This is a genomic window from Streptomyces sp. bgisy027 (genome assembly GCF_057710365.1).
The window spans coordinates 158393-172731 of the sequence record NZ_JBYIVZ010000006.1 but is presented as its reverse complement, the minus strand read 5'-3'; the positions used below and the strand labels follow the sequence as shown (position 1 = coordinate 172731).

Here is a 14339-nt window from a genome sequence, read left to right as displayed (position 1 = left end):
TGTGAGGAACCGGCAGCATGAGACCTCCCCCCACGCCCCTCAAGTTCGGCTACGGCACCAACGGCTTCAGCCACCATCGGCTGGCCGACGTCCTCGTCGTCCTCGCCGACCTCGGCTATGACGGTGTCGCGCTCACCCTGGACCACAACCACCTCGACCCGTACGCCGACGACCTGCCGCGCCGCGTCACCGCGCTCGCCCGGCAACTCGGCCGGCTCGGGCTGGACGTGACCGTGGAGACCGGCGCGCCCTTCTTCCTCGACCCCTGGGGCAAGCACCTGCCCACGCTGATGTCGGAGGGCTCCGAGCCCAGGAGCGACCTGCTGCGCCGCGCTCTGCGCATCGCCGCCGACCTCGGCTCGCCCACCGTGCACCTGTGCAGCGGCCCGGCGCCGGAAGGGCTGCCCGAAGAGGACGCCTTCAAGCGGCTCGCGGCAGGCGTCGAGGTGGTGCTGGAGAGCGCCGAGGAGTACACAGTGGCGCTGGCCTTCGAGCCGGAGCCGTACATGTTCGTCGACACCGTCGAACGGTGTCTGCGGCTGGCCCGACTCGTCGGCGAGCACCCGCTGTTCGGGATCACCCTGGACATCGGCCACGCGCACTGTGTGGAGGAGAGCCCGCTGCTGGAGTGCGTCCGCCTGGCCGCGCCTCTTCTGCGCAATGTGCAGATCGAGGACATGCGGCGCGGGATCCATCAGCATCTGGAGTTCGGCGCAGGCGAGATCGACTTCCCGGCCGTGCTGGCCGCTCTACACGACCTCGACCGTCGCGGACTGGTCTCCGTGGAGATCCAGGGCGGCTCGCTCGACGCACCCGAGGTCGCCCGCCGCTCGATCGAGTTCCTGCGCGCGGCCGAACGCGCCGCCGCGGATCTGTAGCCCCACTCCTCACGCGCAGGGACCGCTTCCGGTCCCTGCCGGGCCCACTCTTCCCTCACCAGGTCACCGCACCTACTCTCCCCATTTCTCTGGAAGTTGCCCCCATGGCTGAAACGACCGCCTCTTCCTCGCCCCCTCCCGACCCCCGCCCCGCCCTGGCCGGCGTACTGGACCCCGCCGCCCGCGCCTGGCTCGCCGGCAGTGCCGCCGAGGTGGCCGCCGAACCCGGCGCCGTGCGGCGGCTGTTCCCCGCCGTCCGGCGGCGCTGCGGGCGCGGTCGCCTCACCGCGTACTGGACCGTCGACGAGGCCGCCCGGGCCGTACTGCTCACCGCGCTGCCCCTGCGCGGGCGGGCGCTGGCCGACGAGGTCACCCGGCTCCATCGGCACGGCGACCCGGCCGAACAGCGTGCGGTCCTTCGGGCCCTGCCGCTGCTCGACCTGGGCGACCTGGCGCTGCCCCTGGTCCGGGAGGCGCTGCGGGGCAACGACACCACCCTGATCGAGGCCGCGCTCGGCCCGTACGCCGCCGTGCACCTCCCGGACGCCGAGTACCGCCAGGCCGTACTGAAGTGCGTGTTCTGCGAGATCCCGCTCGACCGCGTGAGCGGCCTCGACATCCGCGCCGACCGTGAACTGGCCCGGATGCTGGCCGACTTCGCGCACGAGCGGATCGTCGCCGGACGGGACGTGCCCCGCGACGTCCGGCCCGTCGTGCGTGCCTTCCCGGACGTCGTCGACACCGCGCTCGCGCCCGCACTCATGGACGCGTTCAACGAAGCGGACGTACTCAAGGAAGAGGACTGACCGTGCGCATCTTCGATCCCCACATCCACATGACCTCCCGGACGACCGACGACTACGAGGCGATGTACGCGGCCGGGGTGCGTGCCGTGGTCGAGCCCGCCTTCTGGCTGGGCCAGCCCCGTACCTCGCCGGAGAGCTTCTACGACTACTTCGACGGGCTGCTGGGCTGGGAGCCGCACCGGGCCGCCCAGTTCGGCATCCAGCACTTCTGCACCATCGCGCTCAACCCGAAGGAGGCGAACGACCCCCGCTGCCTGGCGGTCCTCGACGAACTGGACCGCTATCTCGCCAAGGACCGGGTCGTCGCCGTCGGTGAGATCGGCTACGACTCGATGACACCGGAGGAGGACGAGGCACTCGCCCGTCAGCTCGGGCTCGCCGTCGAGCACGAGCTGCCCGCCCTCGTGCACACCCCGCACCGCGACAAGGCCGCCGGGACGCGCCGCACCCTGGACGTCGTACGGGAGTCGGGCATCGCCCCCGGGCTCGTCGTCCTCGACCACCTCAACGAGCTCACCGTCGGCCCGGTCCTCGACAGCGGCTGCTGGGCCGGGTTCTCGATCTACCCGAGGACCAAGATGAGCGAGGACCGGATGGTCGAGATCCTCAAGGAGCACGGCACCGACCGGGTGCTCGTCAACTCGGCTGCCGACTGGGGCCGTTCGGATCCGCTGAAGACCCGGCGGACCGCCGACGCCATGCTCGCCGCCGGGTTCGACGAGGACGACGTCGACAAGGTGCTGTGGCGCAACCCCGTCGCCTTCTACGGGCAGAGCGGACGACTGGAGCTGGAGGAGCCCAAGCCCGACGAGACGGCGACCTTCCAGGGCAACTCCATACGCCGCGGGGGAGCGTGAGCATCCGATGCGCCTTGTGCACCCGGACGGCAGCACCGTCCACCTCGGCTACTGCAGCAACGTCCATCAGGCGGAGGACCTGGACGGGGTGATCGCCCAGCTCGCCGACCACGCCGAGCCCGTCCGCGAGCGCCTCGGGGCCGGACGGCTCGGGATCGGGCTGTGGCTGGCCCGCGGCGTCGTCAGCGAACTCGCCGATGACGCCGCTGCGTTGGGGCGGCTCAAGAGCGAGCTGCGGGCGCGCGGACTGGAGACGGTCACCCTCAACGCCTTCCCGTACGCCGGCTTCCACCGCGAGGTCGTCAAGAAGGACGTGTACCTGCCCGACTGGGCGGACGAGGCCCGCCTGAAGTACACGCTCGACTGTGCCCGCGTCCTCGCCGCCCTCCTCCCGGACGACGTCGAACAGGGCAGCGTCTCCACCCTGCCCCTCGCCTGGCGCACCCCGTGGCCCCGCGCCCGCGCCGAGGAGGCACGCCGCGCCCTGGAGCGGCTCACCACCGGGCTCGCCGCGCTGGAGTCGTGGACGGGCCGCCGTATCCGCGTCGGCTTCGAACCGGAACCCGGATGTGTCGTCGAGACCACCGCCCAGGCGGTACGCGAACTGGGCGGACTGGACCCCGACCGGCTCGGCGTCTGCCTCGACGCCTGCCATCTCGCCGTCCAGTTCGAGGACCCGGCGGCCGCGCTGCACCGGCTCGCCGAGGCCGGCCTGCCCGTCGTCAAGCTCCAGGCGTCCTGTGCCGTGGAGGCCGCCCGCCCTGCCGACCCCGCCGCCCGTGCGGCCCTGCACCGGCTCGCCGAACCCCGGTTCCTGCACCAGACCCGTACGCCTGCCGACGGTGACGTCCTCGGCGTGGACGACCTGCCGGACGCCCTCGACGGCGGCCTCCCCGACACCGGCGGGCCCTGGCGCGTGCACTTCCACGCCCCGCTGCACACCCGGCCCGAGCCCCCGCTGCGCACGACCTCCGCCCAGCTCGACCAGGTCCTCGCCGGACTGCTGGGCGGCCCCTCGGCCGACTGCGCACACATCGAGGTCGAGACCTACACCTGGTCCGTCCTGCCCGAACCGCCCACCGACCTGCCCGGCGGCATCGCCGCCGAACTCGCCTGGGCCCGCGACCGGCTCACCGGCCTCGGCCTCAAGGAGGACCCCTCATGAACCGTGTGGTCGTACTCGACATCGTCGGCCTGACCCCGAAGCTGCTGAAGCACATGCCGTCCGTCGCCGCCCTCGGCGAACGCGGCTTCCAGGCCCGGCTCGACACCGTGCTCCCCGCCGTCACCTGCACCGTCCAGTCCACCCTCCTCACCGGCGAACCCCCCGCCACCCACGGCGCGGTGGCCAACGGCTGGTACTTCCGCGACCTCGGCGAAGTCATGCTGTGGCGCCAGCACAACGCCCTCGTCGGCGGCGAGAAGATCTGGGAGACGGCCCGGAAGTCGAACCCCGGCTACAAGGTCGCCAACATCTGCTGGTGGTACGCGATGGGCGCCGACGTCGACTGGACGGTCACCCCGCGCCCCGTCTACTACTCCGACGGCCGCAAGGAACCCGACTGCTACACCTGGCCGCCCGCCCTGCACGACGAACTCACCGACCGGCTCGGCCCGTTCCCCCTGTTCACCTACTGGGGACCGGGCGCCGGCATGCCGTCCACCCAGTGGATCCTCGCCGCCGCCCGCCAGGTCTTCGACGAGAAGCGCCCCGACCTCACCCTCGTCTACATCCCGCAGATGGACTACGAGCCCCAGCGCTCCGGCCCGGACTCGGACGCGACGATCGAGGCGGCCCGCCGGCTCGACGAGGCCCTGCGCCCCTTGCTCGACCACTTCCTGCGCGAGGGTGCGACCGTCGTGGCGCTCAGCGAGTACGGCATCACGCCCGCCTCCCGCCCCGTCGACATCAACCGCGCCCTGCGCCGGGCCGGCCTGCTGGAGGTGTACACGCAGGACGGCATGGAGTACCTCGACCCGTGGACCTCCCGCGCCTTCGCGGTCGCCGACCACCAGATCGCCCACGTGTACGTCCGTGACCCGGCGGACACCGATGCGGTCGCGAAGCTCGTCGCCGAACTGGACGGCGTGGAGCGGGTGCTGGACGCCGAGGGCAAGGCCGCGCACGGCCTGGACCACGAGCGCTCCGGCGAACTCGTCGCCCTCGCCGACCCCGACGCCTGGTTCACGTACTACTACTGGCTCGACGACGACCGCGCCCCCGACTTCGCCCGCCAGGTCGAGATCCACCGCAAGCCCGGCTACGACCCCGCCGAGCTGCTCTACGACGAGACGGTCCCCGCGGTGAAGCTGCGCGCCGTCGGCCAGGTCGCCCGCAAGAAGCTCGGCTTCCGCTACCGCCTGAGGACGGTGCCGCTGGACCCGTCCGGCGTCCGCGGCAGCCACGGCCGGCTGCCCGCCGACCCCGCCGACGGCCCCGTACTGCTGTGCTCGCGGCCGGACCGGGCGCGTGAGGCGTATGCGGCCACGGAGGTCAAGTCCCTGCTCCTCGCCCTCGCGGACCTGCACACCGAAGGAACCGAGTAATGACGAGCCACCCGCCCCTGCCCACGATCCGACCCCTGCTCGACCCGGCCCCCGAGTACGCCAAGTGGCGGTCCGAGGAGCCGATCCGCCGGGTGACGATCTGGGGCGACAACAGCCCCTGGCTGATCACCCGTCACGAGGACGCCCGCACGGTCCTCGCGGACCCCCGCTTCAGCGCGGACGCCGACCACCCCGACTTCCCCCACACCCGTCCCGGAGCCCCGCCCCAGGCCCCCGGCCTCTTCCACCAGATGGACCCGCCGGACCACACCCGGCTGCGCCGCATGCTGATCCCCGACTTCACCTTCCGGCGCATCGAGCAGATGGAGGGCGCCGTCCAGCGGATCTGCGACGACCTGCTGGACGCGATGACGCCGGCCGGTACGACCGAGGCGGACCTGGTGGCGTCGTACGCGCTGCCGCTGCCCACCCTCGCCATCTGCGAACTGCTCGGCGTGCCCTACGAGGACCACGGCTTCTTCCGCGCGAAGTCCAACGCCCTCACCAGCGTCGCCGGCGATCCGGCCGAGGCGATGAACGCCCGCACGGCGCTCTACGGCTATCTGCGCGCCCTGATCGAACGGCGGGCGCAGGACCCCGCCGACGACCTGATCTCCCGGCTGGCCACGGAGCGCGTGGCGACCGGCGAGGCCACGCTCGACGAGGCCACCGGCATGGTCTGTCTGCTTCTGCTGGCCGGGCACGAGACCACGGCGAACATGTTCCCGCTCGCCGTGATCGCCCTGCTGCACAACCCGGCCCAACTGGACGCGCTGCGCGCCGACGAGTCCCTGTGGCCCGGGGCGGTGGAGGAACTCCTGCGCCATCTGACCGTCATCCACTCCGGGATCCGACGGATCGCCACGCGGGACGTGGAGCTGTCCGGGGTCCGCATCCGGGCGGGGGACGGCGTGGTGGTGGCGTTGCAGTCCGCCAACCGCGACCCGGCGCGGTACACCGGCCCCGACGACCTCGACGTGCACCGCGACGCGTCCGGCCACCTGGCCTTCGGGCACGGGCTGCACCAGTGCCTCGGCCAGTCCCTGGCCCGCACCGAACTCCGCCTGGGCCTGGCCACCCTGTTCCGCAGGCTCCCGATGCTGCACCTGACGGCCCCGCCCGACTCGCTCGACCTGTCCACCAGCACGGTCCACGGGGTGCGCTCGCTGCCGGTCGCCTGGCGGTGATCCTGCGGTGGCGGTACCGCCCTGCTATAGAGGCAGTCATGACCACCATCAGGCTCGTGCAGGGCGACATCACACGCGAGACGGCCGACGCGATCGTCAACGCCGCGAACTCCTCCCTCCTCGGCGGGGGAGGAGTCGACGGCGCCATCCACCGCCGCGGTGGCCCCGCGATCCTCGACGCCTGCCGGGATCTGCGCGCCTCGCGGTACGGCAAGGGCCTGCCCACGGGGCAGGCGGTCGCCACGACCGCGGGGAACCTGGACGCCGGCTGGGTGATCCACACGGTCGGCCCGGTCTGGTCGGCCTCCGAGGACCGCTCGGCGCTGCTCGCCTCCTGCTACCGGGAGTCCCTGCGCGTGGCGGACGAACTGGGCGCCCGCACGGTCGCGTTCCCGGCGATCTCCACCGGCGTGTACCGGTGGCCGATGGAGGACGCGGCGCGGATCGCGACGGAGACCGTGCGGGACACACCGACCTCCGTGGAGGAGGTACGGTTCGTCCTCTTCGACGACCGGGCCTACGAGGCGTTCGCCCAGCAGGGCTGACGCCCCCGGGGGCGGCGTCCCGTCTACCGTTGGACCATGACGCCACCGCTGGACGTGCTGGTTGTGGGTGCCGGGCCCACCGGGCTCGCGCTCGCCGCTCAACTGCGTTCCTACGGAACCCGGTTCCGTGTCGTCGACCGGTCCCTCGACCGGGTACGGGAGTCCCGGGCGCTCGGCATCCAGCCCCGCACCCTGGAGGCGCTCGCCGGGTTCGGGGTCAGTGAGGAACTCGTGGCGCGGGGCAACCCCGCGATGGGGCTGCGGCTGCATCTGGGCCGGCGCACGGTGTCCGTGCCGCTCTTCGACATCGGGGCCACCGACACGCCGTACCCCTTCCTGCTGTTCCTCGCGCAGGCCGAGACGGAGAGTGTGCTCGGAGCGCATCTGGCCGCGCGGGAGGTGACGATCGAGCGGGGCACCGAGGTCGTCGCACTGGAGCGGCAGGGGCCGCACGTCGTCGTACGGCTGCGCGGCCGGGACGGGGCCGAGGAGACCGTGACGGCCCGCTACGTCGTCGGCTGCGACGGTGCCCACAGCACCGTGCGCGCACAGGCCGGCATCGGGTTCGAGGGGTACTCCTATCCGCAGACCTACCTGCTCGCCGACCTGGAGGTGGACGGGCTGGAACCGGGGGCCGTGCACTCGTACATGACCGGGCGCGGGATGCTGTTCTTCTTCCCGCTCGGCTCGCCCGCCCCCTGGCGCATGCTCGCGATGCGCCCGTCCGACGCCCCCGACACCAAGGTGACCCTGCCGCTGCTGCAAGGGATCGCGGAACGGTACGGCGCGCGGGGGCTGGTCCTGCGGGACCCGGTCTGGATGACCGACTTCCGCCTCCACAACCGCGGCGCCGCCCGGTACCGCTCCGGCCCGTTCTTCCTGGCCGGCGACGCCGCCCACATCCACAGCCCGGCCGGCGCCCAGGGCATGAACACCGGCATCCAGGACGCCCTCAACCTGGGCTGGAAGCTCGCCCTGGTGTGCCGGGGCGCCGCACGGGAGGAACTGCTGGACACCTACGACGCCGAGCGGGCCCCGGTCGGCCGTGACGTCCGCCGGTTCACCGACCGTGCCTTCGTCATCGGCACCAGCCCCCACCCCGTCCTGCGCTTCGCCCGCGCCCGGCTCGTGCCCCGCCTCGCCCCGCTGGCCGGGCACGCGACGGCACCCCGCCGCCGGGTCTTCCGTACCGTCTCCGAACTCGGCATCCATTACCGCCGCAGCCCCGCCTCGACCACGGGCCCGCGCCCGCCCCGCCGCGGGCCACGCGCCGGGGACCGGCTGCCCGACCTGCCCCGCGGGCTCCAGGCCCAGGTCGCCGCCCCCGGCTGGCATCTGCTCCTGTCGGGCCCGCCCCACCTCTGGCCGGACGAGCGGCTCGCCCCGGTCCTGGCCGGCCGGGCCGGCCTCGTCACCGTGCACCGCCTCGGCGACCGGAGCCCCTGGCCGGGCGTCGCCCAGGCGCTCGTACGGCCCGACGGCCACCTCGGCTACGTCGCGCGCGGCACCGAGCCGGACGGGCTGCGCGCCTACGTCGGCCGCTGGCTGCCGGCCGGGCCCGCGTGACCGGCGCGATGAACGGTCGCGGGGCTTGATCCGTACCACCTCTCGTGCAGTCACAGCGTGGAAGCAGAGAAGGCAAGGGCGGCAGCGGAAGCACCGGCCGTCTCACGGCGGCCGGGATCCTGGTCCTCCTGCTCACGGCCACCGGGTGCGGCGGCGGTGAGGACGAGGGGGCCTCCGCGAAGAGCGGTCCGTCGAACGTCGCCGCCACCGTGGCCGGCGTCGTGGCACCGGCGAAGGTCGAGGTGATCGCCGACCTGACCGGCTGCGAGGTCAAGATCCGGACCGACGCGGACGAACTGCGCGAGGGGGTCTGCCACACGAAGCGCGGCGACTACCTCATCACGACGTTCCCCGAGGAGAAGTACAAGCTCACCTGGCTGGACTCGGCCGCGGTCTACGGCGGCAAGTACCTCGTCGGAACCCGCTGGGTGGTCAGCGCCAAACCGAAGCTGCTGGAACAGCTCCGCCCTCAACTGGGCGGAAAGATCCAGGAGTTGCGGGGCGTGGGCCCGGCGCCGGGGCCGAACGCCTCCTGACGCGCGGGGCTCGCGCGCCCCGGCTCACCCGGTCGCGTCGCTGATGCCCAGCCGCAGGTGCTCCACGTGGTACACGGCCTGGTCGAGCAGTTCGGCGACATGGTGGTCGTGCAGCGCGTACACCACCGACCGGCCGCGCCGCTCGCCCACCACCAGGCCCAGATTGCGCAGCAGCCGCAACTGGTGCGAGCACGCGGACTGCTCCATGCCCACCTCGGCCGCCAACTCCGTGGCCGGCAGCGGCCCCTCGCGCAGGCGCGCCAGGATCAGCAGCCGGGAGGGGGTGGAAAGAGCCTGGAGGGTGGTGGCCACCTTGGCCACGTTGGCCGCGTCCAGACGCACGCGCTCGGGGACGTCCTGCGCGGCGGTGACGGCTCCATGACCCATGCGGGGTATCTTACCCGCCGCACCTGAACGCATGAATGATCATTCATGGTTTGAGATGCGGCCCCGCGGAGGTGACACGGCGGCTCCCAGCGCAGGCCACGTCGATGTCGGATTCTCGCCAGCCCAGGGTGCTGCCGTGGTCGATGCTGGACGTATGCAGAAGGGGATGCACATCGACACGGAGCGCTGTGTGCGCGCCGTTCAGTCCAGGGACGCCCGCTTCGACGGATGGTTCTTCACCGCGGTCGTCACGACCGGGATCTACTGCCGGCCCAGCTGCCCGGCGGTCCCGCCCAAGCCCGAGAACATGCGGTTCCTCCCGAGCGCTGCCGCCTGCCAGCAAGCCGGATTCCGGGCCTGCAAGCGCTGCCGCCCCGACACCAGCCCCGGCTCCCCGGAGTGGAACCAGCGCGCCGACCTCGTGGCCCGCGCGATGCGGCTCATCGCCGACGGCGTCGTGGACCGAGAGGGCGTACCCGGCCTCGCCGCCCGGCTCGGCTACAGCACCCGGCAGGTCGAACGCCAGCTCCTCGCCGAGCTGGGCGCCGGCCCGCTCGCCCTGGCCCGCGCCCAGCGCGCCCAGGCGGCCCGCCTCCTCATCGAGACGACGCCGCTGCCCATGGCGGACGTCGCCTTCGCCGCCGGGTTCGCCTCCATCCGCACCTTCAACGACACCGTCCGCGAGGTCTTCGCCCTCGCACCCAGTGACCTGCGGGCCCGCGCGCCCCGCGGCAACCCCGGCAGCACCACCGGCGCCCTGACCCTGCGCCTGCCGTTCCGCGCCCCCCTCAACCCCGACAACCTCTTCGGGCACCTCGCGGCGACCGCCGTACCCGGCGTCGAGGAGTGGCGGGACGGCGCCTACCGGCGCACGCTGCGGCTGCCGTACGGTCACGGCATCGTGGCCCTGACCCCGCAGCCCGACCACATCGCCTGCCGGCTCACCCTCGGCGACCTGCGCGATCTGACCGTGGCGATCAGCCGGTGCCGCCGGATGCTCGACCTGGACGCCGATCCGGTCGCGATCGACGACCGACTGCGCACCGACCCGCTGCTCGCGCCCCTGGTCGACAAGGCGCCCGGCCGCCGGGTGCCGCGCACGGCCGACGAGGCCGAGTTCGCCGTCCGGGCCGTGCTCGGCCAGCAGGTCTCCACCGCGGCCGCCCGCACCCACGCGGCGCGTCTGGTCACCGCCCACGGCGAGCCGGTCGACGACCCCGAGGGCGGCCTCACCCACCTCTTCCCGGCACCCGAGGCGCTCGCCTCGGTGGACCCGGAGACCCTGGCGATGCCCCGCACCCGCCGCACGACGTTCACCACCCTGGTACGTCAACTCACCGACGGCGACGTGCGCCTGGGCCCCGACAGCGACTGGCCGGCGACCCGGGCCCGCCTGCTGGACCTCCCAGGCTTCGGCCCCTGGACGGTCGACGTCATCGCGATGTGCGCCCTCGGCGACCCCGACGCCTTCCTCCCCACCGACCTCGGCATCCGCCGAGCCGCCCAGGAGCTCGGCCTGCCGTCCACCCCCGCGGCCCTCACGGCCCGCGCGGCGGCCTGGCGGCCCTGGCGGGCGTACGCCGTCCAGTACCTGTGGGCGACGGACAGCCACCCGATCAACTTCCTCCCCGTATAAGGAAAAAGCAGTGAAACAGCACACCGTCATCGACAGCCCCTACGGCCCGCTCACCCTCGTCGCCGACGACGGAGTCCTGTGCGGCCTCTACATGACCGACCAGCGTCACCGCCCGGCCGAGGAGACCTTCGGCCCTCGCGACGAGACACCCTTCGCGGAGGCCGAGGACCAGCTGAAGGCCTATTTCGCAGGCGAGTTGAAGGAGTTCACCCTCGAACTGCGCATGCCCGGCACGCCGTTCCAGCGCAGCGTCTGGGAACAGCTGAAGAGGATCCCGTACGGCGAGACCCGCTCCTACGGCCAACTCGCCGACGCCCTCGGCAACTCCGGCGCCTCCCGTGCGGTCGGCCTGGCCAACGGCAAGAACCCGATCGGCATCATCGTCCCCTGCCACCGCGTCGTCGGCGCGAACGGCAGTCTCACCGGCTACGGCGGCGGCCTGGCCCGAAAACAGCGCCTGCTGGACTTCGAGAGCGCGGCGGCGCTGTTCTGAGCGCGGCGCCTCAGCCGGCCCGCTCCGCCGCACCGCGCTCCACGCAGAACTCGTTGCCCTCCGGGTCGGCGAGGACCGCCCAGCCCGTGCCGTCCGGGTTGCGGCGGTCGTCGACCAGCGTGGCACCGAGGGCCAGGACCCGCTCGACCTCCTCGTCCCGGGTGCGGTCCTTGGGCTGCAGGTCCAGGTGCACGCGGTTCTTGACGGTCTTGGGCTCGGGGACGGTCACGAACAGCAGGCCCGCGCCCTCGATCAGGACGTCCTCGTCTCCGGGCTTGTCGTCCTCGTGCACGGGCAGACCGAGCACCTGCGACCAGAAGCCGGCGAGCCCGTAGGCGTCGGCGCAGTCGATCGTCGTACGGCGGATGTCGGAAGTCGTGATCGCGATTCTGGTCCACCGCCGGCGGCCCGCGCACCGGGTCGCCGTGACCTGTATGGCGCACCTCGCCCCGCCTCCCGGGTGACCCCGGTGGCGGGAGTGCCGCGACCGCTGGTGTCTGTACGGAGGGGGAGCAGGCAGAGAGCGGGAGACCATGGAGCCAGAGCGCCGGCACCTCGCGACACCCTGGGCGGCCGGCCTGGCCGGGGTGGTCTTCGCGGTCCTGATGGCCGTGGCGATCGTCCTGGTGCGCGTCGCCTTGCCCCAGGGCGCCGAAGGCAGCGAGGTGAGCATCGACGCCGGACAGCGCAACGCCGTGCGGACGGCCCTCGAACTGCTCCCGTTCGCCGGGATCGCGTTCCTGTGGTTCATGGGCGCCCTGCGCGAGCAGGCCGGCCGGGCCGAGGACCGGTTCGTCTCCACCGTGTTCCTGGGCAGCGGCCTGCTCTTCGTGGCCACCCTGTTCGGCGCCGCCGCGGCGGCCGGAACCGTCCTCGCCGACACACAGCAGGCCTCGCCCTTCGGCCGCGACTACGCCTACGCCCTGCTCACCACGTACGCCATGCGGATGGCGGCGGTGTTCGTCATCACCACCTCCACCATCGGCCGCCGGCTCGGCGTCCTGCCGCGCCCGCTCGTCGCCCTCGGCTACCTCGGCGGCCTGACGCTGCTCGTGGTGGGCTCCGACGTGCCCTGGTCCGAACTCGTCTTCCCGGGCTGGGCGCTGCTGCTCAGCCTCAACATCCTGTGGGAGCGCCGGCGCCGCACGGGGCCACGGCCGGCCGCCCCGAGCTGATCCGCCCCGCTCACCCGATCGGTCCGCTCTTCGTCGCCGCATCCCGTCCGGGCGCCGAGAGTGGTCGCAGGAGGGTTGAACGGGCCCTTGGAGAGGACCGATCCCGTGGTCAGGATTGCCGTCGATCTGAATCGGTGCCAGGGGTACGCGCAGTGCGCGTTCCTCGCCCCGGACGTCTTCGCCATGCACGGCGAGGAGGCCCTGCTGTACGCCCCGGAGGCCGGCGAGGAACAGCGCGAGCAACTGGCCCGGGCCGTCGCGGCCTGCCCCGTCCAGGCGATCCTCGTCGACGCCGTGGACGTACCGGCCGAGGCGGTGACCGGTGCGCGGTGACGGCTCCCTGGAACGGCTCAGGCGCCAGGGCCGCATCGTCGTGGTGGGCGCGTCCCTGGCCGGCCTGCGCGCCGCCGAAGCCCTGCGGGACGAGGGCTTCGCCGGGTCGCTGACCGTGATCGGCGACGAACCCCACGAACCGTACGACCGGCCCCCGCTGTCCAAGCAGGTGCTGCTCGGCAGGGCCGCGGCCGGGCGCACCGCCCTGCCCAGGCTCCGGGCCGTGGAGGCGACCTGGCGGCTCGGCGTCGCGGCGAGCGGCCTGGACATGGCCGCCGGTCTGGTGCGACTGGCCGACGGCGACGAGGTGCCCTACGACCGGCTGCTGATCGCCACGGGCGTGCGGGCGCGCCCGTGGCCGCAGGAGGCCGAGGCCGAACTCGACGGCGTCTTCGTGCTGCGGACGAGCGACGACAGCGCGGCACTCGCGCGCCGGCTCGACGCGGGACCCGAGCGGGTCCTCGTCATCGGGGCCGGGTTCACCGGCTCGGAGATCGCCTCCGCCTGCCGTGAACGGGGCCTTGCCGTCACCGTCGCCGAACGCGGCGCGGCGCCCCTGGTCGGCGCCCTCGGCGGCGTGGTCGGGGCGGTCGCCGCCGGCATGCAGCGCGACAAGGGCGTGGACCTGCGGTGCGGGGTCATGGTGACCGCCCTGGAGGGTGACGCCTCGGGTCGGGTGCGTGCCGCGCGACTGTCCGACGGCGCCACCGTGGAGACCGACGTGGTGGTCGTCTCGCTCGGCGCCACCCGCAACACCGAGTGGCTCGCCGGGTCCGGACTCGGCGCAGGACCCCGCGGCATCGCCTGCGACGCCGGCTGCCGCGCTTTCGACATCCGCGGGATCGTCACCGACGACATCTACGCGGCCGGTGACGTCGCCCGCTGCCCGCACCCCCTGTTCGGCTACCAGTTCCTGTCCCTGGAGCACTGGGGCAACGCCGTCGCCCAGGCCCGGATCGCGGCGCACAACATGCTCAGCGACAGCACCGAACGCGTGCCCCACATGGAGGTGCCGTCCTTCTGGTCCGCGCAGTTCGGCGTCAACGTCAAGTCGGTCGGAGTGCCGTCGATGGGGGCGGAATTCCTCGTCACGCAGGGCTCCCTCGAAAGCCGCCGGTTCGTCGGCGTCTACGGCTACCAGGGTCGCGTCATCGGCGCCGTCTCGTTCGACCACGGTCGCTGGCTGCCCTTCTACCAGGAGCTGATCGAGACCACCGCGCCGTTCCCGCCGCCGTTCGCCACGGTCGACCGGCGCCCCGGCGGACAGCGCCCCGTCGACGCCGACTTCCCCGACCCCTCGGTCCCCACCCACGGCCCCACCGTGACCCTCAGCGGCTACTCGCCGGCCGACCGCCGGACGACATTCGCCCCCGCGCACTGACAGCACGGCCCC

General features: G+C 73.1%; 16 protein-coding genes. 14 read left to right on the top strand and 2 right to left on the bottom strand.

Features of this window, described 5'->3' with window-relative positions; all coding sequences use genetic code 11:
* Positions 1-17: 17 nt before the first annotated feature.
* The 9 genes from AC3ETA_RS08735 (at position 18) to AC3ETA_RS08695 (ending at position 8922) form a co-directional block, all read left to right on the top strand.
* Entirely contained in the window at positions 18-878 is an 861-nt protein-coding gene (locus AC3ETA_RS08735) for a sugar phosphate isomerase/epimerase family protein (protein WP_432192228.1), read from the top strand.
* Positions 879-982: 104 nt separating this feature from the next.
* Positions 983-1684 (top strand): EboA domain-containing protein, encoded by a 702-nt coding sequence (locus AC3ETA_RS08730; protein ID WP_432192227.1) that lies wholly within the window; start codon positions 983-985, stop codon positions 1682-1684.
* A gap of 2 nt (positions 1685-1686) precedes the next feature.
* Entirely contained in the window at positions 1687-2541 is an 855-nt protein-coding gene (locus AC3ETA_RS08725) for a TatD family hydrolase (protein WP_432192226.1), read from the top strand.
* Between the two features lie 7 nt (positions 2542-2548).
* Positions 2549-3706 carry a metabolite traffic protein EboE gene (gene eboE, locus AC3ETA_RS08720; RefSeq protein WP_432192225.1) on the top strand — a complete coding sequence of 386 codons (1158 nt, stop codon included), beginning with the start codon at positions 2549-2551 and terminating at the stop codon, positions 3704-3706.
* Positions 3703-5088 (top strand): alkaline phosphatase family protein, encoded by a 1386-nt coding sequence (locus AC3ETA_RS08715; protein WP_432192224.1) that lies wholly within the window; start codon positions 3703-3705, stop codon positions 5086-5088. The genes eboE and AC3ETA_RS08715 overlap by 4 nt, the downstream gene beginning before the upstream one ends.
* Complete coding sequence (locus AC3ETA_RS08710) at positions 5088-6275, top strand: cytochrome P450 (RefSeq protein ID WP_432192223.1); 1188 nt, start codon at positions 5088-5090, stop codon at positions 6273-6275. Before AC3ETA_RS08715 ends, AC3ETA_RS08710 begins: the two co-directional genes overlap by 1 nt.
* Positions 6276-6313: 38 nt before the next feature.
* Positions 6314-6820, top strand: a complete 507-nt coding sequence (locus tag AC3ETA_RS08705) for an O-acetyl-ADP-ribose deacetylase (protein ID WP_432192222.1) — start codon at positions 6314-6316, stop codon at positions 6818-6820.
* A gap of 36 nt (positions 6821-6856) precedes the next feature.
* Positions 6857-8386: an FAD-dependent monooxygenase gene (locus AC3ETA_RS08700; RefSeq protein WP_432192221.1), complete on the top strand. Its 1530-nt coding sequence runs from the start codon at positions 6857-6859 to the stop codon at positions 8384-8386.
* Between the two features lie 44 nt (positions 8387-8430).
* Positions 8431-8922, top strand: coding sequence for a hypothetical protein (locus AC3ETA_RS08695; RefSeq protein WP_432192220.1), 492 nt, complete (start codon positions 8431-8433; stop codon positions 8920-8922).
* A 24-nt stretch (positions 8923-8946) separates the two neighbouring features.
* Here the strand turns inward: AC3ETA_RS08695 and AC3ETA_RS08690 are convergent, their stop codons facing one another.
* The gene (locus AC3ETA_RS08690; protein ID WP_432192219.1) at positions 8947-9309 is read right to left on the bottom strand and encodes an ArsR/SmtB family transcription factor; all 363 of its coding nucleotides are present in this window, start codon (positions 9307-9309) and stop codon (positions 8947-8949) included.
* A 154-nt stretch (positions 9310-9463) separates the two neighbouring features.
* Between AC3ETA_RS08690 and AC3ETA_RS08685 the strand changes: the two genes are divergently transcribed.
* Together AC3ETA_RS08685 and AC3ETA_RS08680 are read left to right on the top strand one after the other, a co-directional pair.
* Entirely contained in the window at positions 9464-10945 is a 1482-nt protein-coding gene (locus AC3ETA_RS08685) for an AlkA N-terminal domain-containing protein (protein WP_432192218.1), read from the top strand.
* Between the two features lie 10 nt (positions 10946-10955).
* Positions 10956-11438, top strand: coding sequence for a methylated-DNA--[protein]-cysteine S-methyltransferase (locus AC3ETA_RS08680; protein WP_432192217.1), 483 nt, complete (start codon positions 10956-10958; stop codon positions 11436-11438).
* 10 nt (positions 11439-11448) lie between these two features.
* Here the strand turns inward: AC3ETA_RS08680 and AC3ETA_RS08675 are convergent, their stop codons facing one another.
* A complete protein-coding gene (locus AC3ETA_RS08675; RefSeq protein WP_432192333.1) occupies positions 11449-11820 on the bottom strand; it encodes a VOC family protein in 372 nt (123 codons plus the stop codon).
* Between the two features lie 151 nt (positions 11821-11971).
* Between AC3ETA_RS08675 and AC3ETA_RS08670 the strand changes: the two genes are divergently transcribed.
* The 3 genes from AC3ETA_RS08670 to AC3ETA_RS08660 all read left to right on the top strand — a co-directional run bounded on the left by AC3ETA_RS08670 (position 11972) and on the right by AC3ETA_RS08660 (position 14327).
* Positions 11972-12613 (top strand): hypothetical protein, encoded by a 642-nt coding sequence (locus tag AC3ETA_RS08670; protein WP_432192216.1) that lies wholly within the window; start codon positions 11972-11974, stop codon positions 12611-12613.
* A 105-nt stretch (positions 12614-12718) separates the two neighbouring features.
* Positions 12719-12946: a ferredoxin gene (locus AC3ETA_RS08665; RefSeq protein ID WP_432192215.1), complete on the top strand. Its 228-nt coding sequence runs from the start codon at positions 12719-12721 to the stop codon at positions 12944-12946.
* Positions 12936-14327, top strand: a complete 1392-nt coding sequence (locus AC3ETA_RS08660; protein ID WP_432192214.1) for an NAD(P)/FAD-dependent oxidoreductase — start codon at positions 12936-12938, stop codon at positions 14325-14327. The genes AC3ETA_RS08665 and AC3ETA_RS08660 overlap by 11 nt, the downstream gene beginning before the upstream one ends.
* Positions 14328-14339 lie beyond the last annotated feature (12 nt).

Coding starts and splice junctions, on each gene's coding strand:
- eboE (WP_432192225.1), top strand. CDS start 2,549: ATGCGCCTTGTGCACCCGGACGGCAGCACCGTCCACCTCGGCTACTGC.
- AC3ETA_RS08715 (WP_432192224.1), top strand. CDS start 3,703: ATGAACCGTGTGGTCGTACTCGACATCGTCGGCCTGACCCCGAAGCTG.
- AC3ETA_RS08700 (WP_432192221.1), top strand. CDS start 6,857: ATGACGCCACCGCTGGACGTGCTGGTTGTGGGTGCCGGGCCCACCGGG.
- AC3ETA_RS08685 (WP_432192218.1), top strand. CDS start 9,464: ATGCAGAAGGGGATGCACATCGACACGGAGCGCTGTGTGCGCGCCGTT.
- AC3ETA_RS08705 (WP_432192222.1), top strand. CDS start 6,314: ATGACCACCATCAGGCTCGTGCAGGGCGACATCACACGCGAGACGGCC.
- AC3ETA_RS08735 (WP_432192228.1), top strand. CDS start 18: ATGAGACCTCCCCCCACGCCCCTCAAGTTCGGCTACGGCACCAACGGC.
- AC3ETA_RS08670 (WP_432192216.1), top strand. CDS start 11,972: ATGGAGCCAGAGCGCCGGCACCTCGCGACACCCTGGGCGGCCGGCCTG.
- AC3ETA_RS08690 (WP_432192219.1), bottom strand. CDS start 9,309: ATGGGTCATGGAGCCGTCACCGCCGCGCAGGACGTCCCCGAGCGCGTG.
- AC3ETA_RS08730 (WP_432192227.1), top strand. CDS start 983: ATGGCTGAAACGACCGCCTCTTCCTCGCCCCCTCCCGACCCCCGCCCC.
- AC3ETA_RS08710 (WP_432192223.1), top strand. CDS start 5,088: ATGACGAGCCACCCGCCCCTGCCCACGATCCGACCCCTGCTCGACCCG.